Origin of the sequence: Nocardioides silvaticus (genome assembly GCF_003160695.1) — a bacterium.
Taxonomy (GTDB): Bacteria; Actinomycetota; Actinomycetes; order Propionibacteriales; family Nocardioidaceae; genus Nocardioides; species Nocardioides silvaticus.
The window spans coordinates 518968-538893 of record NZ_QGDD01000001.1; the positions used below are offsets into that span (position 1 = coordinate 518968).

Consider the following 19926-nt stretch of genomic DNA (forward strand, 5'->3'; position numbering starts at 1 on the left):
CCTGACGTGCCGCATCTCGTGCTCGCCTCCGCCTCCCCCGCCCGGCTCGCCACGCTCCGCAGCGCAGGCATCGACCCGACCGTCATCGTGTCCGGGGTCGACGAGTCGGTGGCCGACGGGCTGCCTCCGTTCGAGATGGCGCTGCAGCTCGCCGAGCTCAAGTGCGCCGCGGTCGAAGGACGCGAAGAGGTCCCGTCGGGGTCACTCGTGCTCGGCTGCGACTCGGTGCTCGAGCTCGACGGCCAGGCGCTCGGGAAGCCGGCCGACCCCGAGGACGCCGTACGGCGCTGGCGGGCGATGCGCGGCCGCTCCGGCGTCCTCCACTCCGGCCACTGCCTGCGCGACACCGCCTCCGGCCAGGTCGCCGCCGCCACCGCGTCGACCACCGTGTTCTTCGCCGACGTCAGCGACGAGGAGATCGACGCCTACGTCGCCACCCGCGAGCCCCTCTACGTCGCCGGCGCCTTCACCGTCGACGGTCTCGGCGGCGGCTTCGTCACCGGCATCGAGGGCGACCACCACAACGTCGTCGGTGTCAGCCTCCCCCTCCTGCGCGACCTGGTCCTCGAGCTCGGCCACGCCTGGACCGACCTCTGGCGACCCGTCGCAAACTGACGCTCAAGACCCGCCGACCCGTCGCAAACTCGCAGAGGACGTGCGAGTTTGCGACGGCTCGGCACTTCTGCTGTGCGAGTTCGAGCCGGGTCGGCTACTCGACGGGCAGGCCGAGCCCGCGGGCGATGAGCATCCGCTGCACCTCGGAGGTGCCCTCACCGATCTCGAGGATCTTGGCGTCGCGGTAGAAGCGGGCGACGGCGTACTCCTCCATGAAGCCGTAGCCGCCGAAGACCTGGGTCGCGATCCGGGTGGCGGTGACCGCGGACTCCGAGGAGTAGAGCTTGGCGATCGAGGCGGCGTGCTTGAAGTCCTTCATCGACGGGCCGCCGGGAGTGCCCATGGCGTCCTTCATCGCGGCGGCCCGGTAGACCAGCAGCCGGGAGGCGTGGAGCATCACCTCGAGGTCGGCGACCTGGAACGCCACGCCCTGCTTGCGGCCGATCGGGCCGCCGAAGGTCTGCCGCTCCCCGGCGTACTCGACGCACAGGTCGACGCACGCCTGGATCAGGCCGACCGCGAGCGCGCCGATGGCGACCCGGCCGTCGTCGAGGGTCGCGAGGAACTGGGCGTAGCCGCGACCGCGCTCCCCGAGCAGGTGGTCGGCGGGCACCCGGCAGTCCTCGAAGGACAGCGGGTGGGTGTCGGAGATGTGCCAGCCGAGCTTGTCGTAGGCCGGCTCGACCGTGAAGCCGCGCGTGCCCGCGGGCACGACGATCGCCGAGATCTCCGCCGACCCGTCCTCCCGCGTGCCGGTGCGCGCGGTGACGGTCACCAGCGAGGTCAGGTCGGAGCCGGAGTTGGTGATGAACTGCTTGCTGCCGTTGACGACCCATTCGTCGTTGTGGAGGACGGCCTTGGTGCGGGTGGCACCGGCGTCGGAGCCCGCGCCCGGCTCGGTGAGGCCGAAGGCCGCGAGCCGCTGCCCGGCCACCAGGTCCGGCAGCCACGCCTTCTTCTGCTCCTCGGTGCCGTAGGTCAGGATCGGGTTGATCCCCAGCCCCACGCCCGCCTCGAGCGTGATGCCCAGCGACTGGTCGACGCGACCGAGCTCCTCGATGGCGAGGCACAACGAGGTGAACGGGCCGTCCTCCGGCGAGAGGCCGGCGCCGCCGTACTCCTCCGGTGCGACCAGCCCGAACAGCCCGAGGTCGCCCATCTGCTGCACGACGTCGGCCGGGAAGTGGTGGTCCTTGTCCCACTGCGCGACGTGCGGCGCGATCGTGGCCTCCGCGAAGTCACGGACGGTACGGCGGAACTCCTCGTGCTCACGGGACAGCTCGAACGTCATGGCACGCATCGTAGCCCGCAGGTTAACGATTGTTAACCACGAGAACGCCTACTGATCGGTAGCCAACCGGGCGATCACAGGTCCGGTCCCAGAACTGAACGCCCGGTGAAGGACCGGTCCCGGTGAGCCCTAGACTGCCGAGCGTTCCGGACGACAGGGGAGATTCGCGTGACCGAGGCAAAGCCGCTCCAGAAGGTCCTGATCGCCAACCGCGGGGAGATCGCGGTCCGAGTGATCCGTGCGTGCAAGGACGCCGGGATCGGAAGCGTCGCGATCTACGCCGACCCCGACCGCGACGCGCTCTTCGTCCGGCTCGCCGACGAGGCCTACGCGCTCGACGGCGCCACCCCCGCCGACTCCTACCTCGACATCGAGAAGATCATCAGGGCGGCCGAGCAGTCCGGCGCCGACTCGGTCCACCCCGGCTACGGCTTCCTGGCCGAGAACGCCGAGTTCGCCCAGGCCGTCCTCGACGCGGGCCTGATCTGGATCGGCCCCTCCCCCGACGCGATCGACGCCCTCGGCGACAAGGCCAAGGCCAAGCAGATCGCCCTCAAGGCGGGTGCCCCGCTCGCCCCGGGCCTGAAGGACCCGGTCAAGGACGCCGACGAGGTCGTCGCGTTCGCGAAGGAGAACGGCCTGCCGGTCGCCATCAAGGCGGTCTTCGGCGGCGGCGGCCGCGGCCTCAAGGTCGCCCGCACCCTCGAGGAGATCCCCGACCTCTACGAGTCCGCGGTCCGTGAGGCCGTCGGTGCGTTCGGCCGCGGCGAGTGCCTGGTCGAGAAGTTCCTCGACAAGCCGCGGCACGTCGAGACCCAGTGCCTTGCCGACCAGCACGGCAACGTGGTGGTCGTCTCCACCCGCGACTGCTCGCTCCAGCGGCGCCACCAGAAGCTGGTCGAGGAGGCCCCTGCGCCGTTCCTCAGCGACGACCAGGTCCAGCGCCTCTACGACTCCTCCAAGGCGATCCTCAAGGAGGCCGGGTACGTCGGCGCCGGCACGTGTGAGTTCCTCGTCGCCGCCGACGGCACCATCTCCTTCCTCGAGGTCAACACCCGCCTCCAGGTCGAGCACTGCGTGTCCGAGGAGGTCACCGGCATCGACCTGGTCCGCGAGATGTTCCGCATCGCGGCCGGCGAGGAGCTCGGCTACGGCGACCCGGAGATCCGCGGCCACTCGATCGAGTACCGCATCAACGCCGAGGACGGCGGCAACAACTTCATGCCGGCGCCCGGCACCCTGACCGCTTGGCGCCCCCCGGCCGGGCCCGGCGTCCGCCTCGACGGCGGCTACGAGGTCGGCGAGACCGTGCCGGGCGCGTTCGACTCACTGGTCGCCAAGCTGATCATCACCGGCAAGGACCGCACCCAGGCCATCGAGCGCTCGCGCCGCGCGCTGAGCGAGTTCGAGGTCGACGGCATGCCGACCGCGATCACGTTCCACGAGGTCATCGTCGACGACCCGGCCTGGGTCGGCGCCTCGAACCCGACCGGCGAGGGCTCGTTCGACGTCTACACGACCTGGATCGAGACGGAGTTCGACAACCAGATCACGCCCTACGGCGGCGCACCGGGCGAGTCCGAGGACGAGGGCGAGCGGCAGAAGGTCGTCGTCGAGGTCGGCGGCAAGCGGGTCGAGGTCGTCATCCCGGCCGGTCTCGGCGGGCTGACCGCCACCGGCGGCGCCGGTGGCGCGAAGAAGCCCAAGCGCTCCGGCGGCCGGAAGGCCGGCGCCGCGGCCAGCGGCGACTCCGTCACCTCCCCCATGCAGGGCACGGTGGTCAAGGTCGTCGTCGAGGAGGGCCAGGAGGTCGCCGAGGGCGACGCCATCGTGGTCATCGAGGCGATGAAGATGGAGCAGCCGCTCAAGGCCCACAAGTCCGGCACGGTCACCGGCCTCAGGGCCGAGGTCGGCGCCACCGTCGGCAACGGCGAGGTCATCTGCGAGCTCAAGGGCTGACCAGCCCGGCTCATCGGAGCCAGCCACGCCCTGGATAGGTTCGGTCCGTGACCGAGCCCGCGTTCGTGCTCCGCGACCCGGCGCACCGCGTCAGCCCGAAGGCTCGGACCCTCTGGCAGCTGCAGTGCGGCCTGACCGCCGGGATCGGCGTGATCGGATTGCTCGTGGGCGCCCTCGTCTGGCGTGAGTACGACGCGCGCTGGTGGGTCCTCGGCGCCGCGGTGCTCGTGGGAGCGGCGTACGCGGTCGTCGTACCCCGCTGGCGCTACGCCGTCCACCGCTGGGAGATCACCGACACCGCGGTCTACACCCAGCGCGGCTGGTGGGCGCGCGAGCGGCGGATCGCGCCGATGTCACGGGTGCAGACCGTCGACCTCGCGCAGGGTCCGATCGACCGGCTGTTCGGGCTGTCGACGCTGACCGTCACGACCGCGTCTGCCGCCGGCCCGCTGCGGATCGAGGGCCTGGACCGCCCGCTGGCGCTCGAGCTGTCCGAGCGGCTGACCCGCAACGCAGAGGCGGCCGGGGGCGACGCCACGTGAGCGACGGGCAGTGGCTGCGCCTTGACCCGCGGATGCTGCTCGTCCACCCGATCGACGAGATCCGCAAGTACGTCGTCCCCCTGCTGGCCGCCGCCGTCTTCGGCGCCACCCAGGGCGGCAACCCGCTCTTCGCACTGGCCGCGGTCGGCATCCCGCTCGGGCTCGGCGTGGTCCGCTACCTGACCACCAGCTATCGGATCGCCGACGGCCGCGTCGAGCTGCGTCGCGGCCTGCTCAACCGTCAGCTGCTCTCGACGCCGATCGACCGGGTGCGCACGATCGACCTCGAGTCCACGCCCATCCACCGCCTCGTCGGCCTCACCACGATGACGATCGGCACCGGTGGCGGCGGCCTCAGCGACAACCTCAAGCTCGACGGGCTCGAGGCCGGGGACGCCCAGCAGCTCCGCTCCCTCCTGCTGGCCGACTCCGCTGTGGCCGCGGAGGAGACCGAGGACGACGCTGGCGCGACGCTCCCCGGCCTGCCACCGCCCGCGGCGGCCTACGAGCACCGCTGGCTGAGGTTCGCGCCGTTCACCAGCACCGGCATCGTGATCTTCGGTGGCGTCGTCGGCGGCGGCACCCAGTTCCTCGGCGAGATCGACATCGACGCCGACGCGATCGCCGAGGACCTGGCCGCGCAGGCGACCGTCGTGGTCCTCGCCGCCGTCGTCGCACTCGGCCTCATCGTGCTGGCACTGACGGTGCTCGGCTACCTGGTCACCAACTGGGAGTTCACGCTGCAGCGCCACCCCGACACCTGGCACGTCAGCCGCGGCCTGCTCACCACCCGCGAGACCACGCTGGACGTCGACCGGCTGGCGGGGGTCTCGGTCTCGGAGCCGCCGGGGCTGCGCCTGGCCCGCGGCGCACGGCTCTCGGCGATCGTCACCGGCCTCGACAAGGGCCAGAGCGGGTCCGCGGTCCTCGTCCCACCGGCGCCCGACGCCGTCGTACGACGCGCGGCGGCTGGCGTCCTCGGCACCGACCGGCCCGTCTCGGGGCCGCTGGAGAAGCACGGCCGCGCCGCCGTACGCCGCCGCTGGGCGCGCGCCCTCCTGCCGGCCGCCGTCCCCGCCATCTACTTGGTCGCCGCCGTGGTCGCGGGCGCCCCGGCGCCCCTCCTCGTCCTGCCGGTGCTGCTGCTCGCCGGCGCGGCCGCGCTCGCCGCCGACCGGGTGCGCTCGCTCGGGCACGCGGTCGTCGACGGCTACCTCGTCACCCGGTCGGGCTCGCTCCTCCGGCACCGCGACGCCCTCGCGTCGGGCCACGTGATCGGCTGGACCACCACCGACACCTGGTTCCAACGACGCGCCGGGCTCACCACGCTGGCCGCGACCACCGCCGGCGGGCAGGGCAAGGTCGAAGCGCTCGACCTGCCGGCCGAGCGGGCGGTGGAGGTCGCCCACGACCTCACCCCCGAGCTGGTCGGCCAGTTCCTGGCGTCGCCCACCCGCTGACCGGGTCAGTGCAGGCCGACCTGGTCGGCCAGCACCTGGAGGTGCTGCTCGAACAGCGCCTCGGGATCGCCGAGGCCGTCCGGCCCGTACTGCCCGAACACCTCGAAGCTGATGCAGCCGAAGATGCTTGCCAGGGTCAGGACGCCGCGGGAGAGGGCCTCGTCGGGGAGCGTCACGGCGAATTGCGTGCGGATCCCCTCGAGCCCGGCCGCGAGCTCCGGCGTTGTCGGCGCGTCCGCTTCCGTCGGCAGCTCCAGCCGTCCGGCGGCGTGCGCCTCCGACGCGAGCTCGAGGACGATCCGCGCCACCCGGGTGCCCGGTTCCGTGGTCTGCTCGGCAGGCGCCCGGTAACCGGGGACGGGCGAGCCGTAGAGCAGTGCGTACGTCGCCGGCTCGGTCAGCGCCCACCGGCGGATCGCTCGGCCGAGGGCGAGGAAACGGTCGCGGTGGTGCTCCTTCGGCACTTCCGCGACCGCACCTGCGACCGAGTCGGCGAGCTCGTCGTACCCGTGGACGACGAGGAGCGTCAGCAGGTCGTCGCGACTTTTCACATAACGGTAGACCGCCGACGACACCACGCCGAGGTCGCGGGCCACGGCCCGTAGCGAGAGGGCGGCGGCGCCGTACTCAGCGAGGTGCTGGCGCCCGATACGGGTGATGTCTTCCATCGTGCGCGCACGAGCGCGTTCTCTCGGAGTGCCAGCCATGACCGCATCGTGTCACATCCGTGAACAGTTTTCTCAAATGTGAGCACTGCTCTTGATTTCGGATGTGCTTTGTGGTTCCGTCGTCATAGAGAGCAGTGCTCTCTCTTTCATCCAGACTCTCCCGAAGGACACCCCATGGACCAGTTCCACGTCGTCACGGGCGCCGGCCCCGTCGGCAGCACCGTCGCCCTCCAGCTCGCCGATCAGGGTCAGCGGGTCCGCGTACTCACCCGCCCCGGCAGCGGCCCTGACCACCCGCTGGTCGAGCGGCGTCGGGTCGATGCGTCGCAGATCGCGGAGCTGACGGACGCCGTCGCCGGCGCCAGCGCGGTCCACCACTGCGCCCACGGCTCGCGGTACGACGCCCGCACCTGGCGTGCCGAGCTCATCCCTGCCGAGCGGTCCGTCCTGGAGGCGGCCGGTCGGACCGGTGCCGTGGTGGTGTTCCCCGAGAGTCTCTACGCGTACGGCGCTGTGGACGGTCCGATGACCGAGGATCTTCCGCGCACGGCGACCGCCGGCAAGCCAGGTGTCCGCACCGAGCTGCTCCGCGCCCGCGAAGCATCGTCGACGTCGACAGTGAGCGTGGCCGCCTCGGACTTCTTCGGACCGCTCGTCCGTAGCTCCCACGCCGGAGAGCGGATGGTGCCGACGATCCTCGCCGGACGGACGATGCGCGTGCTGGGCAGCCTCGACCAGCCGCACTCGTTCACCTACGTGCCGGACCTGGCAGCGGCAATGATCCGGGCCGCGGCAGAACGCTCGCTGTGGAACAGCTTCCTCCACGCACCGACCGCGGCGCCGGTGACGCAGCGCGAGCTGATCGCCGCCTTCGCCGTGGCCGGCGGTGTGCCCGTCCCCCGGGTCAGGGCAATCTCGCCCGGCGTGCTTCGCGCTGTCGGTGTCGTCCACCGCGACACCCGCGAGCTTGCCGAGATGAGCTTCCAGTTCACCGCTCCGTTCGTGCTCGACTCCCGCCGCAGCGAGGAGCGACTCGGGCTCAAGCCGACCGACTTCGACGTCGCGGTGCAGGAGACCGTCGACTGGTGGCGCTCGCAGCAGGCCTGACCCGGCTAGCGTGGCCGTCGTGAGCGACGCGACCGACCCCACCGCGTACCGGGCCGAGGCCGACGGCCGGCCCGACCCGGGCGAGGTGTGCTGGGCGTGGGTGCCCTACGAGGACGACCCGAGCCAGGGCAAGGACCGGCCGGTGCTCGTCATCGGCGAGACCACCGACGACGAGGGCGCGCTGGTCTACGCCTGCCTGGTGATGACCAGCAAGGACCACGACCGCGACGAGGCCCAGGAGGCCGCCGCCGGCCGCTACTGGATGGACGTCGGCACCGGCGCCTGGGACAGCGAGGGGCGCGCGAGCGAGGTCCGGCTCAACCGGGTCGTGCTGCTCCGCGACACCGAGGTACGACGCGAGGGCGCCGCTCTCGACCCCGGGACCTACGCCGAGGTGCTGGCCGCCCGGGCCGCCCTCGGCTGACCCGGCGAACCCGGCGGACCCGGCAGCAGCACCGGCCGCACGCCCGGCACCGCGACCGTCGGGTCGCAGTCGCCCCACTCGGTCTGGGCACAGCTGTTGGCGCCGCCGAGGACGGCGGCGACGTCCTTGCCGCCATCGCCCCCGTTGACGATGTCGTCACCGGACCCGGCCGACACGACGTCGTTGCCGCCGTACGTCGAGGCGCTCAGGCTGCCGTCGGCCGCGATCACGCTGTCGCTCAGGTCGGTGCCGACGTAGGTCCAGGCGTGGTCGCCCTTCAGCCAGACCACCTCCCAGCCCGAGACCGCGCCGGGCTCGTGCTCCGGCTCCGCGCCGAGGATGAGCACCTGCTCGGCCTGGTCGACCAGCACCGGCTCGGTGCCGGTGACGGTCAGCGTCAGCAGGTCGAGGCCGTCGTCACCGACCAGCGTCACCGGGGCCGCGGAGGAGGTGGTGAGGTCGACCGTCTCGCCGCCGGGGCCGCCGACGACCGTGTCGGCTCCGGCCGTGCTGGTCACCCAGTCGTTGCCGGGGCCCCCGATCGCGGTGTCCGCACCGGCGCCCGTCATCATCTTGTCGCCGCCGGGGCCGCCGCAGATGACGTCGTCGCCGCCGTACCCGCGGATGACGTCGTTGCCGCCCCGGGCGACGACCACGTCCGGGCCCGATGTGCCCTCGATCGTGTCCGGCCGGTCGGTGCCGACGATGGTGGCCGGCAGGCCTTCGCAGTTCGCACCGCTCGCGGCGAGCTCGCCCTCGGTCGGGTCGTCGTCGGAGCCGGACACGCCGAACAGCGCGGCCAGGGCCGCGAGAGCGACGAGCGCCACCGCCGCCGCGAGCACCGCGCGTCCGCGCATCCTGCCTCCTCGGCCAACGAGACTACGGCTGCACCCGGCCCGTCCCGATGTCCCACGCCGGACGGACGAACTCCGTCACCACGGGCGCCAGCTCCGCGGCGGCCGTGACCAGACCGAGATGCCCATCGTCGTACTCGTGCAGCACCGCGTGCGGGAGGAGCCGAGCCAGGATGCACCCGTTGAGACGCGGGACGATCGGGTCGTCGGTACCGGCCAGCACGAGCACCGGCTGCCGGACGAACGGCAGCGCCGGCAGGCTCGACCAGCCGGCGCCGGCGAGCAGCTGCAGCAGGTAGCCGCGCCCGGAGCCGGCCCGGGTGTCCTCGTGCAGCAGCCGCGCGGCGAGCGCCGGGTCGGCGCGGAGCCGGCCACCGTACAACTCGCCCGCGACCTGCCGTGCGTACGCCGGGTCGCGGTAGCGCCGCGGGGTGAGCATCTTGCTGAGCACGGACCACCGGGCCGGGACCATCAGGCTCCCGGTCCCGGTCGCGGCCAGCACCACCCGACGGCAGCGGCGAGGGTGCTGGAACGCGACCTGCTGCGCGAGCCCTCCGCCCCAGGAGATCCCGAGCACGTCGAACCGCTCGTGTCCGAGACCGGCCATCATCCGCGCGACGAAGAACGCCAGCATCGCGAAGGAGTACGGCGTCCGCGCGGCCCCGGAGCCGCCTACGCCCGGGACGTCGAAGCGGATCACCTCGATCCGCGGGTCGAGCGCGTCGACGAACGGCTGCAGCACCTCGAGGCTGGCGCCGATGCCGTTGCACAGCAGCAGCGGCGGTCCACCGTCGGTGCCGGGACGCACCGACACGCGCACGTCGTGCCCGAGGACGGTGGCCGTGCGCAGTCGGTCGGTCGTCGGGGCCCTCACCTGTCGAAGACGTAGGTGCCCGGTGCCGGCGCGAGCACGGGGAGCCGGACCGATCCCAGCTGGTCGGCCGCCGGCCGTTGATCGCCGCACCGGTCGGCGAGCCAGCGGTCGAGGTCGGCCCACCAGGTCCCCTGCCGCTGCTCCGTGCCGGCGAGCCACGTGCGTGCGTCGCGGGCGGTGCGGGTCTCACCGTCGTTGACGTGGAACGTGGCCTTCGGGTTGCCCGGCGGGTTCACCAGCGCCGCCACGTGCCCGCTGGTCGACAGCACGAACCTCGTCGCTCCCCCCAGGAGCTGCGTGGTGCGGTAGCAGTTCTCCCACGGCGTGATGTGGTCGGCGATCCCGGCCGCGACATAGCTGTCGACCGTGACCCTCCCGAGATCGATCGGCACGCCCAGGACGGTGAGGCCGCCCGGTCGCGTGAGGGCGTTCTCGACCGCCAGGTCGACGAAGTCGGCGTGCAGCCCAGCGGTCATCCGGGTCGTGTCGGCGTTCCAGAAGAGGATGTCGAACGCGGGTGGCCGTTTGCCCAGCAAGTAGTTGTTGACCCAGTAGTTCCAGACCAGGTCGCCCGGCCGCAGCCAGGCGAATACTTCCGCGAGCACCTTGCCGTCGAGATAGCCCTGGCGGGCGGAGCGCTGCTTCGCCAGCGTCGCCAGCCGCCGGCTGGTCAGCGCGGAGAGCGTCCCGGCGTCGTGGTTGTCGATGACGGTGACGGCCAGAAAGAGCCCTGCGAGCCGGTCCTGCCGGCCGATCCCTGCGAGGTACGCCGCGGTGATGCTCGCCAGGATGCCGCCCGAGCAGACGCCGCCGAGCATCGTGCTGCCGCTGCCGGTGATCTCCTCGACCGCGTCCAGCGCCCGCAGGATCGCCTCGACGTAGGTGTCGAAGCCCCAGGCTGCGTGCCGCGCGTCGGGGTTGCGCCAGGAGATGACGAACACCTGGCGGCCCTGTCGGAGGCCGTGCTCCACCAGGCTCCGGCCGGGCGCCAGGTCTATCGCGTAGTACTTGTTGATCGTCGGCGGCACCATGACCAGCGGCACCTCGGAGACCGTGGCCGTCTGCGGCTGGTACTGGATGAGCTCCAGCACTTCGGTGCGCAGGACGACGGCTCCGGGCGTCGCCGCGATGTTCTCACCGATGGCGAAGCCGCTGCCGTCGACCATCTCCGGCACCCGCGGCGCAGATCCGAGGTCCCGCGCCAGCTGCGCACCGCCCCGCACCAGACTGAGCCCGGCGGTGTCGATCGCCGCCTTGGCCGACGCCGGGTTGACCAGCGGGAGGTTGCTCGGGGCGGCCGCGGCGACGAGGTTGTCGACGAGGAACCGCACCCGCTGCTGGTCGCGTGGCTCCAGGTCGACGTCGTGCACCAGCTCGTCGGCGACCCGAGCGGTGACGAGGTAGAGCTGCAGGGCGCGCCTCAGGACCGGGTTGTCGCTCCAGCCGGCGTCCTGGAACCGCCGGTCTCCGCGGGCGGGTGCGACAGCCGAGGACCCGGCGAGGATCCGGGCAGTCTCGGCGCCCAACCCGGCCAGCCGGCGGGTCAGCACGCCTGGCTGACGGGCCAGGGCAACCGCCCACCGCGCGGTGGACCGGTCGGGCAGCAGGCGGCGAGCCGGCCCGAGCGCAGCATCGACGAGCAGGACGTCGAGGGGAGCCGCCTGGTCGGTGGCAGCGGTCGCGGTCGTCATCTCCGGTCAGAACGGCCGCTGCGGCAGCGGCAGGATGAGCGGGTCGAGGAGGACGCCGGTCTGCTCGACGGTGAGCACCTCGTGCGGCTCGAGCGGGATGACCTGGCGCTTGCTCTCGTCGATCTCCCACACGTCCTCGCCGACCAGCCTGCCCTCGTCGTCGTACGGCCAGATCATGTGCTCGACGTTGGCCACCAGGTAGTGGGCGTCCGGGTCGACCGGCGCTCCCGCCTCGACGAGGAGGGCACCGGGCGTCTGCTGGTAGATGGTTGCGGTCGAGCAGATCATGTTGTCGCCGACCGCGAGCTTCTCGTCCTCGGTGTAGAAGACGCACTGGCCCGTGCGCGACCACTCGTCGTAGACCGCCTGGACCGCCTCCGCGCCTTCCAGCACCGTGTTGATGCCGAAGACGTTGAAGTGGTAGACGGGGTGGTCCACCGTCATCTCGGGCGCGAAGATCTCCTTCCAGCGGCCGGCCATCTCCAGGTAGCGGTGCCGGTTGTAGGCGTGCAGCAGGTAGCGGTGTCGCGGGTTCTCGGTGGTCTCGAGCAGGCGCTCGACCGCAGCGTTGGTCCGGGTGATGTCGAATCGGCTCATCGTGTTTCCTTCTGGTCGTCGGGAATGTGAAGTCGTGGGTCGTGGTCGTTCAGGTCAGCAGGCAGGTGGGCGGGGCGACCTCGCGGCGGAGGATCTTCCCGGTGGCGCCCTTGGGCAGCGCGTCGACGAGCCAGAGGTGGCGCGGGTACTTGTAGGCCGCCACCCGCTCCTTGACGAAGATGATCAGCTCGTCCGGCGTGGTGCTCGTACCGGGCCGAAGCGCGACCGCGGCGGCGACCTCCTCGCCGAGGTCGTCGTGGTCGATCCCGATCACGGCCGCCTCGAGGACGTCGGGGTGCTCGTACAGCACCTCCTCGACCTCGCGGGGGTAGACGTTGTAGCCGCCCCGGATGATGAGGTCCTTCTTGCGGTCGACGATGTAGTAGTAGCCGTCCTGGTCCTGCCGGGCGAGGTCGCCGGTGCGCAGCCAGCCGTCGGGGACCGCCTCGGCTGTGGCGTCCGGCTTGCCCCAGTAGCCCTTCATCAGGTTCTCGCCGCGGATCGCGATCTCCCCGACTCTCCCCACGGGCACGGGGCCGCCGTCGGCGGCGACCAGGCGCAGCTCGACACCTGCGACGGGCGTGCCGATCGACCCGGGCTTCCGCTCACGGTCGGGGTGGTTGAAGCAGGCGACCGGCGAGGTCTCCGACAGCCCGTAACCCTCGAGGATCGCGCACCCGAACGTCGACTCGAACGCCTTCAGCACCTCGACCGGCAGCGCGGCGCCTCCGGAGACGCAGGTGCGCAGGCCGGAGACGTCCACGTCGGCGACGTCTGCGCCGTCTGCGGCTTGGAGCATCGCCGCATACATCGTCGGCACGCCGAGGAACACCGTGACGCCGTGCTCGGCGATGGTCCGCAACGCAGCAGCCGCGTCGAAGCGCGGGAGCAGGGTCAGGCACGCGCCGGCGACGACGCCGGCGTTCAGGCCGCACGTGAGGCCGAAGACGTGGAACAGGGGCAAGCAGCCCATCTGCACATCGTCCGGACCGATCCCCGTCAACGTGGCTGCCGTGGTCGCGGCGTTGGTGGCGAGGTTCGCGTGGGTGAGCTCAGCACCCTTGGGTTGCCCGGTCGTCCCACTGGTGTAGAGGATCACCGCGGTGTCCGAGGGGTCGCGCGGCTGCGCCGAGGGCAGCTCGTCACCGGCCCCGCCACCGGGCTCGCGCCCGAGCACCCCGACCTCGACCAGGTCGACACCGACCGCCGCGGCCGCCTTGGCCGGCTCGTCGCCGACGCCCTCCGCGACGAACAGCACCCGGGCTCCCGAGTCCCGCAGGTAGTACTCGACCTCGCGCGTCTTGAGCAGCGGATTCATCGGCACGACGACCGCGCCGGCCAGCAGGGCGCCGTACAAGTGCACGGGGAACGCCGGGACGTTCGGCATCATCACCGCGACCCGGTCGCCGGGCTGGACGCCGTGGTCGCCCAGCCACCCGGCCACGCCTGCAGCGCTGTGCAGCAGGCCCCGGTAGGTCAACACCTGGTCGCCGAGCCGGATCGCCGGGTGCTCCGGTCGCTGCTGCGCGGTCCGGACGAGGTTGTCCGCGAGGTTGCTCATGATCGACTCCTTCGTTCCTTCGTTCCTTCGTTCCTTCGTTCCTTCGTGCTTCGTGTCAGCGCGGCTCAGCCGGCCGGGAGGATGGCCGGCGTCTTCCAGCCGCTGCCGTCGAGGACGCCGGGGATCTGCGTGGCCTGCGTGGCGTAGAGCCGCCACAGGATCCGGAATCCGCCGGCGGGCGACGGCAACCAGTTCTGGGCCTGCTCCCGGTCAGCGGGCTGGGTGGCCTGGACGAAGAGGTCGAGCGAGCCGTCCTCGTTGTAGTGGAGCTCGCTGCGGTCGTTGATGACGTAGCGCCGCACGGGATTCGGCACGAGGAACCCGTCGTTGTCGTACATGGTGAGCGACCAGAACCCGGTGCGGCTGACCGGCGGCAGGTCGCCGGCGGGGATGTGGATGACGTACTTCTTTGCCCCGGTGAGAGGCGCGCCGGTCCGGTCGACCAGCGCCAGCGGATAGATCGCCTGCTCCGGCTGGAGCGCGCCGAGTCCGACCTGGGTCACCACGGCCCGCAGCCGGTAGTCGGTGCCGTACCGGCCGGTGGGCGTCACCAGGTAGCCGTTGTAGGTGGCGAAGCCCTGGCCGTACAACGCCTGGGCGTCGGCGAGGACGGTTGCCGGGCCGTCGGCGACCGCTGCCTCCATCCCGGCGACCAGCTCGGGGTCGAGCGAGGCGTCGGTCGACGGCCGCTTGCCCGGTCCGACGCCGATCTCGGCGAGCTGCTCGAGCAGAGGCCGGTCCGCCTTCGGCGGCGGGAACTTCGCGAGCAGCCGGCCGAGCTGGTCGTAGAACGCCATGCCGGTGGGCAGCGCGGGTTCGTCCACCGTCGTGTCGGGGTTGCGCGGCCGGCGCGGCTTCCAGTCGGTGTCGGGGTACTTGCTCAGCGGGACCGTCGTGATGGCGTTCTGGATCCTGTGCACGGCGCGCTGGTCGGCTCGGCTGCCGTTGTCGGCGTAGACGCGCTCGATGATCCAGACCCGGTCGTACGGCGACCGGACCTTCTTCACCCCTTTCGGCAGCCGGACGTCGGCATGCTTCGGGCCGACGACGGCATAGTCCCCCGGCGGCGTGCGCCGCACCGACCCGATGTTCGAGAAGTTCTCGGTGTAGGGGCTCATCAGCGGGATCACGAAGTACCGGTTCTTGATCCGCGGGACGTGGATGACCCGGGGCTCCTTGCTGAGGTCGAGCCACGCGATGGAGTAGAGGGTGTCGAGGTTCGGCGCCACGACCGACCGGTCGTCGGGGTCGGTGAAGCTGCGCACCGGGTTGAACCGGTTGGCCGGGCCGAAGCCGCGTCCGTTGGGGACGTCGACGCTCGTCTGGTGCCGGAACGTCTTCTGCGTCGTGACCAGCGGGAGCCCGTAGCGGTAGGCCGCGAGGCCGAGCTCGTAGCCGTGCTCGAAAACGTCGGACTGCTCGGCCTGCCGGGGCTGCCTCGGCTCCGCCGTCGTCGTTGCTGACGCGGTTCCGGCCAAGCCGGCGGACAGCGCGACGATCGCGGCGGCGATCGCAAACCGGCGCGGGGTGGTGCGGCGCATAGGAGGTCCTTTCGTGCGGACCTCCGAGCGGGTCCTGGTCGAGAAGCGATGCGGACAACGGTCGCAACCCACCCCGCTCAATACTTGACCCGGGACGACAACTTCTTGACACTGGACGACATGTCGCTGATTCGAGGCACTTCCCTCCAAGGGTTCTCCGAGCTCGTCGTCGAGCTGGGCGGGGACCCCGAGGCCCTGCTGCGTGACGCGCACCTCCCGCCAGCGGCGATCGGCGACCACGACAGCTTCGTCAGCTACCGCGGCGTGGTGACCGTCCTCGAAGCGGCCGCTGCAGCCACCGGGGCAGAGGACTTCGGCCGCCGACTGGCGCTGCGCCAGGGTCTCGACATCCTCGGTCCCCTCGGCGTCGCCGCCCGTACGGCCGCCAGCGTCGGGGCCGCGCTGGCAGCGATCGAGCAGTACATGGCGGTCTACAGCCCGGCCATCGCGGTGCGGGTGGCGGCTCCGCCTGACGAGCGCCTCGCGCACTTCGAGTGGCGGATCGTCGCCGACCGCCCACCGCCGCACCGTCAGTCCGCGGAGCTCGCCCTCGGCGTCTCGGTCCGCGTCTTCCGGCTGCTGGCCGGCGACGACTTCCGGCCGGTGACGGTGCAGCTGCGGCACGAGCAGCCGACCGTCGCCACCGCACACGGCGACTACTTCGGGTGTCCGGTCCGCTTCGGCGAGCCGGGCTACGGGTTCAGCTTCCACCGAACGACCCTCGAGCGACCGTTGTCGTCCGACAGCAGCGTCCACGCCGTCGTGCGCGACTACCTCGGCTCGATCGCGCCGCCGGCGGAGGCCGGCACCGAGCCGGTCGTGCGCCTGATCCGGCGGATGCTCGCGACCGGCGGGCCGGACCTGAGGTTGGTGGCCGACCAGCTCGCCCTGCACCCGCGTACCCTCCAGCGCCAGCTCTCCGGTCGTGGCACCAGCTTCGCGACCCTGGTCGACGAAGTACGGCGCGAGGAGGCCGAGCGCTACCTGCGGGAGACGGCGATGCCGCTCTCCCAGCTCGCCGGCGTCCTCGGGTTCAGCGAGCAGAGCGCGCTCTCGCGGGCGAGCCGGCGCTGGTTCGGGACCTCACCGACAGAAGTCAGGAGAGGCAACGTGACAGCGCCTCTAGGCTGACGCCCATGTTCTCGAAGGTGCTGGTGGCGAACCGCGGCGAGATCGCGATCCGGGCGTTCCGCGCCGCGTACGAGATGGGTGCGCGCACGGTCGCCGTCTTCCCCTACGAGGACCGGTGGTCGGAGCACCGGCTGCGGGCCAACGAGGCCCACGAGATCGGTGAGCGCGGCCACCCGGTGCGGGCCTACCTGGACCCGGAGGCGGTCGTCGAGGTCGCGGTGCGGGCGGGCGCGGACGCCGTCTATCCCGGCTACGGCTTCCTGTCGGAGAACCCCAATCTCGCCGAGGCGTGCGTCAACGCGGGCATCACCTTCGTCGGCCCGCCGGCGAGCGTGCTGGAGCTGACCGGCAACAAGGCCCGGGCGATCGCGGCGGCGAAGGAGGCCGGGGTGCCGACCTTGGCCGGGATCGAGCCGTCGACCGACGTCGACGCGCTGGTCGCAGGCGCTGCGGACCTCCCCTACCCGGTCTTCGTGAAGGCGGTGGCCGGCGGCGGTGGCCGCGGCATGCGGCGGGTGGACGACCCGGCGAAGCTGCGCGAAGCCATCGAGGCGTGCATGCGCGAGGGCGAGGCCGCGTTCGGCGACCCGACGGTGTTCGTGGAGCAGGCCGTCGTCGACCCCCGCCACATCGAGGTCCAGGTCCTGGCCGACGACACCGGCGAGGTCATCCACCTCTTCGAGCGCGACTGCTCGGTCCAGCGCCGCCACCAGAAGGTCGTCGAGATCGCGCCGGCCCCCCGCCTCGACCCGGACCTGCGGGACCGGATCTGCGCCGACGCGGTGAGGTTCGCCAAGGCGATCGGCTACCGCAACGCCGGCACCGTGGAGTTCCTCCTCGACCCGAACGGCAGCTACGTCTTCATCGAGATGAACCCGCGGATCCAGGTCGAGCACACGGTGACCGAGGAGGTCACCGACGTCGACCTGGTCCAGTCCCAGCTGCGGATCGCCGCCGGTGAGACGCTGGCCGACCTCGGGCTCTCCCAGGACACCGTGCGGTTGCGCGGTGCGGCCCTGCAGTGCCGGATCACCACCGAGGACCCCGCCAACGACTTCCGCCCCGACACCGGCAAGATCACCACCTACCGCTCCCCCGGCGGCCCCGGCGTCCGACTGGACGGCGGCACGATCTACAACGGCGCCGAGGTCAGCCCGCACTTCGACTCGATGCTGGCCAAGCTCACCTGCCGCGGCCGCACGTTCGACGAGGCGGTGCAGAAGGCACAGCGGGCGGTCGCGGAGTTCCGGATCCGCGGTGTGCGCACCAACCTCGGCTTCCTGCAGGCGGTCCTCACCGACCCCGACTTCACCGCCGGCGGCGTGACGACGTCGTTCATCGAGACCCACCCCCACCTGCTGCGCGCCCGCAAGAGCGTCGACCTCGGCGGACAGCTGCTGCGCTACCTGGCCGAGACCACCGTCAACAAGCCGTACGGCGAGCCGCCGGTCACCCTCGACCCCGCCTCCAAGCTCCCGCCGTTGTCCCTCGACGTGCCCGCCCCGGACGGCACGCGCCAGCAGCTGCTCAAGCTCGGCCCGGAGGAGTTCGCCCGCCAGCTCCGCGCGCAGGAGCAGGTCGCGGTCACCGACACGACCTTCCGCGACGCCCACCAGAGCCTGCTCGCGACCCGGGTCCGCACCTTCGACCTGCTCGGCGTGGCCGGCCACGTCGCCCGGATGACGCCGCAGCTGTGGTCGGTGGAGTGCTGGGGCGGCGCGACGTACGACGTCTCCCTCCGCTTCCTCTCCGAGGACCCCTGGGAGCGACTGGCCGCGCTGCGCCAGGCGATGCCCAACGTGTGCCTGCAGATGCTGCTGCGCGGCCGCAACACGGTCGGCTACACGCCCTATCCCACCGAGGTCACGAGCGCGTTCGTCGACGAGGCGGTCGCGACCGGGCTCGACGTGTTCCGGATCTTCGACGCCCTCAACGACGTCGAGCAGATGCGGCCCGCGATCGAGGCGGTCCGCTCCACCGGGACCGCGCTGGCCGAGGTCGCGCTTTGCTACACCGGCGACCTCTCCGACCCCGGCGAGCAGCTCTACACGCTCGACTACTACCTGCGGCTGGCCGAGCAGATCGTCGAGGCCGGCGCCCACGTGCTGGCGATCAAGGACATGGCCGGACTGCTCCGCGCGCCGGCCGCCCGCCGGCTGGTGACCGCGCTGCGGGAGCGGTTCGACCTGCCCGTGCACCTGCACACCCACGACACCCCGGGCGGCCAGCTGGCCACCCTGCTGGCTGCCATCGATGCCGGGGTCGACGCCGTCGACGCCGCCGCCGCGTCGATGTCGGGCACCACCTCCCAGCCCTCGCTCACCGCGCTGGTCGCCGCGACCGACCACTCCGCCGACATCGGCGGCCGCGAGACCGGCCTCGACCTGGCCGCGGTCAGCGCTCTCGAGCCCTACTGGGAGGCCGTTCGCCGCGTCTACGCCCCCTTCGAGTCCGGCCTGGCCTCCCCCACCGGCCGCGTCTACCGCCACGAGATCCCCGGCGGCCAGCTCTCCAACCTGCGCCAGCAGGCCATCGCACTCGGCCTCGGCGAGCGGTTCGAGCAGGTCGAGGACATGTACGCCGCCGCCAACGACATCCTCGGCAACATCCCCAAGGTCACCCCCTCCTCCAAGGTGATCGGCGACCTCGCGCTCGCGCTGGTGGGGCTCGGCGCCGACCCGGACGAGTTCGCGGCCGACCCGAGCAAGTACGACATCCCCGCCTCGGTCATCGGGTTCCTCCACGGCGAGCTCGGCGACCCGCCCGGCGGCTGGCCCGAGCCGTTCCGCAGCAAGGCTCTCGAGGGCCGCGACTGGACCCCGCCTGCAGGGGAGCTCACCGAGGACGAGCGCGACGGCCTCGAGAAGGACCGCCGCGCGACCCTCAACCGACTGCTCTTCCCCGGACCGACCAAGGAGTACGAGTCCGCACGGTCGACGTACGGCGACGTCTCGATCCTCCCCACGCTGGAGTACCTCTACGGGCTCCGGGTCGGTGAGGAGCACGCCATCGACCTCGACGAGGGCAAGCGGCTGCTCCTCGGGCTGGAGGCGATCGGCGAGCCCGACGAGAAGGGCTACCGCACCGTCCTCTGCACCCTCAACGGCCAGATGCGCGCCGTCCCCGTGCGCGACCTCAGCATCAACGCCGACACCGAGGGCGCCGAGAAGGCCGACCCGGCGAACCCCGACCACGTCGCCGCCCCCTACCAGGGCGCCGTCACCATCGTCGTCGCCGAGGGCGACCAGGTCGAAGCCGGCCAGACCCTCGCCACCATCGAGGCGATGAAGATGGAGGCCTCCATCACCGCCCCCCGCTCCGGCAAGGTCGCCCGCACCGGCTTCACCGGAACCCGCCCCCTCGAGGGCGGCGACCTGGTGCTCGTCCTCGCGGAATAGTCGTTCGCTCCTTCGAGCAGCCCGAGCCCCTCGGTCGTCGAGTAGCCCGAGCACCTCGGTCGTCGAGTAGCCCGAGCACCTCGGTCGTCGAGTAGCCCGAGCGCGCTAGCGCGAGGGCGTATCGAGACGCAGTGACGTACCTACGGCCTCACGCCTCACACCACGTCTCGATACGTCGCTCGCTGCACTCGCTCCTACTCGACGACCAACGCC

16 protein-coding genes are annotated in these 19926 nt (G+C 71.9%); 8 read left to right on the forward strand and 8 right to left on the reverse strand.

The window, feature by feature from the left end:
- Nucleotides 1-6: 6 nt before the first annotated feature.
- The gene (locus DJ010_RS02365) at nt 7-615 is read left to right on the forward strand and encodes a Maf family protein (protein WP_109692003.1); all 609 of its coding nucleotides are present in this window, start codon (nt 7-9) and stop codon (nt 613-615) included.
- Between the two features lie 94 nt (nt 616-709).
- Here the strand turns inward: DJ010_RS02365 and DJ010_RS02370 are convergent, their stop codons facing one another.
- Nucleotides 710-1906, reverse strand: a complete 1197-nt coding sequence (locus DJ010_RS02370; RefSeq protein WP_109692004.1) for an acyl-CoA dehydrogenase family protein — start codon at nt 1904-1906, stop codon at nt 710-712.
- A gap of 168 nt (nt 1907-2074) precedes the next feature.
- Here DJ010_RS02370 and DJ010_RS02375 point away from each other — a divergent pair, with 168 nt between their 5' ends.
- The 3 genes from DJ010_RS02375 to DJ010_RS02385 are packed head-to-tail and all read left to right on the forward strand — an operon-like array spanning nt 2075 to nt 5867.
- On the forward strand, nt 2075-3865 hold the full coding sequence (locus DJ010_RS02375; RefSeq protein WP_109692005.1) for an acetyl/propionyl/methylcrotonyl-CoA carboxylase subunit alpha: 1791 nt from the start codon (nt 2075-2077) through the stop codon (nt 3863-3865).
- A 47-nt stretch (nt 3866-3912) separates the two neighbouring features.
- Nucleotides 3913-4407: a PH domain-containing protein gene (locus tag DJ010_RS02380; RefSeq protein ID WP_109692006.1), complete on the forward strand. Its 495-nt coding sequence runs from the start codon at nt 3913-3915 to the stop codon at nt 4405-4407.
- Complete coding sequence (locus tag DJ010_RS02385; protein WP_146207236.1) at nt 4404-5867, forward strand: PH domain-containing protein; 1464 nt, start codon at nt 4404-4406, stop codon at nt 5865-5867. Before DJ010_RS02380 ends, DJ010_RS02385 begins: the two co-directional genes overlap by 4 nt.
- Before the next feature lie 5 nt (nt 5868-5872).
- Here DJ010_RS02385 and DJ010_RS02390 read toward each other — a convergent pair whose 3' ends face one another.
- Entirely contained in the window at nt 5873-6574 is a 702-nt protein-coding gene (locus DJ010_RS02390) for a TetR/AcrR family transcriptional regulator (protein ID WP_109692008.1), read from the reverse strand.
- A gap of 135 nt (nt 6575-6709) precedes the next feature.
- Between DJ010_RS02390 and DJ010_RS02395 the strand changes: the two genes are divergently transcribed.
- Both DJ010_RS02395 and DJ010_RS02400 read left to right on the forward strand, forming a co-directional pair.
- Nucleotides 6710-7642, forward strand: coding sequence for an NAD-dependent epimerase/dehydratase family protein (locus DJ010_RS02395; protein WP_109692009.1), 933 nt, complete (start codon nt 6710-6712; stop codon nt 7640-7642).
- A 19-nt stretch (nt 7643-7661) separates the two neighbouring features.
- On the forward strand, nt 7662-8066 hold the full coding sequence (locus DJ010_RS02400) for a type II toxin-antitoxin system PemK/MazF family toxin (RefSeq protein WP_109692483.1): 405 nt from the start codon (nt 7662-7664) through the stop codon (nt 8064-8066).
- Here DJ010_RS02400 and DJ010_RS02405 read toward each other — a convergent pair.
- From DJ010_RS02405 to DJ010_RS02430, 6 genes are all read right to left on the reverse strand, one after another.
- A complete protein-coding gene (locus DJ010_RS02405) occupies nt 8027-8923 on the reverse strand; it encodes a calcium-binding protein (protein WP_109692010.1) in 897 nt (298 codons plus the stop codon). The genes DJ010_RS02400 and DJ010_RS02405 overlap by 40 nt on opposite strands.
- Nucleotides 8924-8945: 22 nt before the next feature.
- The gene (phaZ, locus tag DJ010_RS02410; RefSeq protein WP_211318619.1) at nt 8946-9794 is read right to left on the reverse strand and encodes a poly(3-hydroxyalkanoate) depolymerase; all 849 of its coding nucleotides are present in this window, start codon (nt 9792-9794) and stop codon (nt 8946-8948) included.
- Entirely contained in the window at nt 9791-11485 is a 1695-nt protein-coding gene (locus tag DJ010_RS02415; protein ID WP_109692011.1) for a PHA/PHB synthase family protein, read from the reverse strand. Before DJ010_RS02415 ends, phaZ begins: the two co-directional genes overlap by 4 nt.
- A 6-nt stretch (nt 11486-11491) precedes the next feature.
- Nucleotides 11492-12082 (reverse strand): hypothetical protein, encoded by a 591-nt coding sequence (locus tag DJ010_RS02420; protein ID WP_109692012.1) that lies wholly within the window; start codon nt 12080-12082, stop codon nt 11492-11494.
- A gap of 49 nt (nt 12083-12131) precedes the next feature.
- A complete protein-coding gene (locus tag DJ010_RS02425) occupies nt 12132-13643 on the reverse strand; it encodes a long-chain-fatty-acid--CoA ligase (protein WP_109692013.1) in 1512 nt (503 codons plus the stop codon).
- Between the two features lie 65 nt (nt 13644-13708).
- Entirely contained in the window at nt 13709-15184 is a 1476-nt protein-coding gene (locus DJ010_RS02430) for a DUF1254 domain-containing protein (protein ID WP_109692014.1), read from the reverse strand.
- Nucleotides 15185-15304: 120 nt separating this feature from the next.
- Here DJ010_RS02430 and DJ010_RS02435 point away from each other — a divergent pair, with 120 nt between their 5' ends.
- Nucleotides 15305-16315 carry an AraC family transcriptional regulator gene (locus DJ010_RS02435; RefSeq protein WP_170124602.1) on the forward strand — a complete coding sequence of 337 codons (1011 nt, stop codon included), beginning with the start codon at nt 15305-15307 and terminating at the stop codon, nt 16313-16315.
- 5 nt (nt 16316-16320) lie between these two features.
- Complete coding sequence (locus DJ010_RS02440; protein ID WP_109692015.1) at nt 16321-19713, forward strand: pyruvate carboxylase; 3393 nt, start codon at nt 16321-16323, stop codon at nt 19711-19713.
- The last annotated feature ends 213 nt before the right edge of the window (nt 19714-19926 follow it).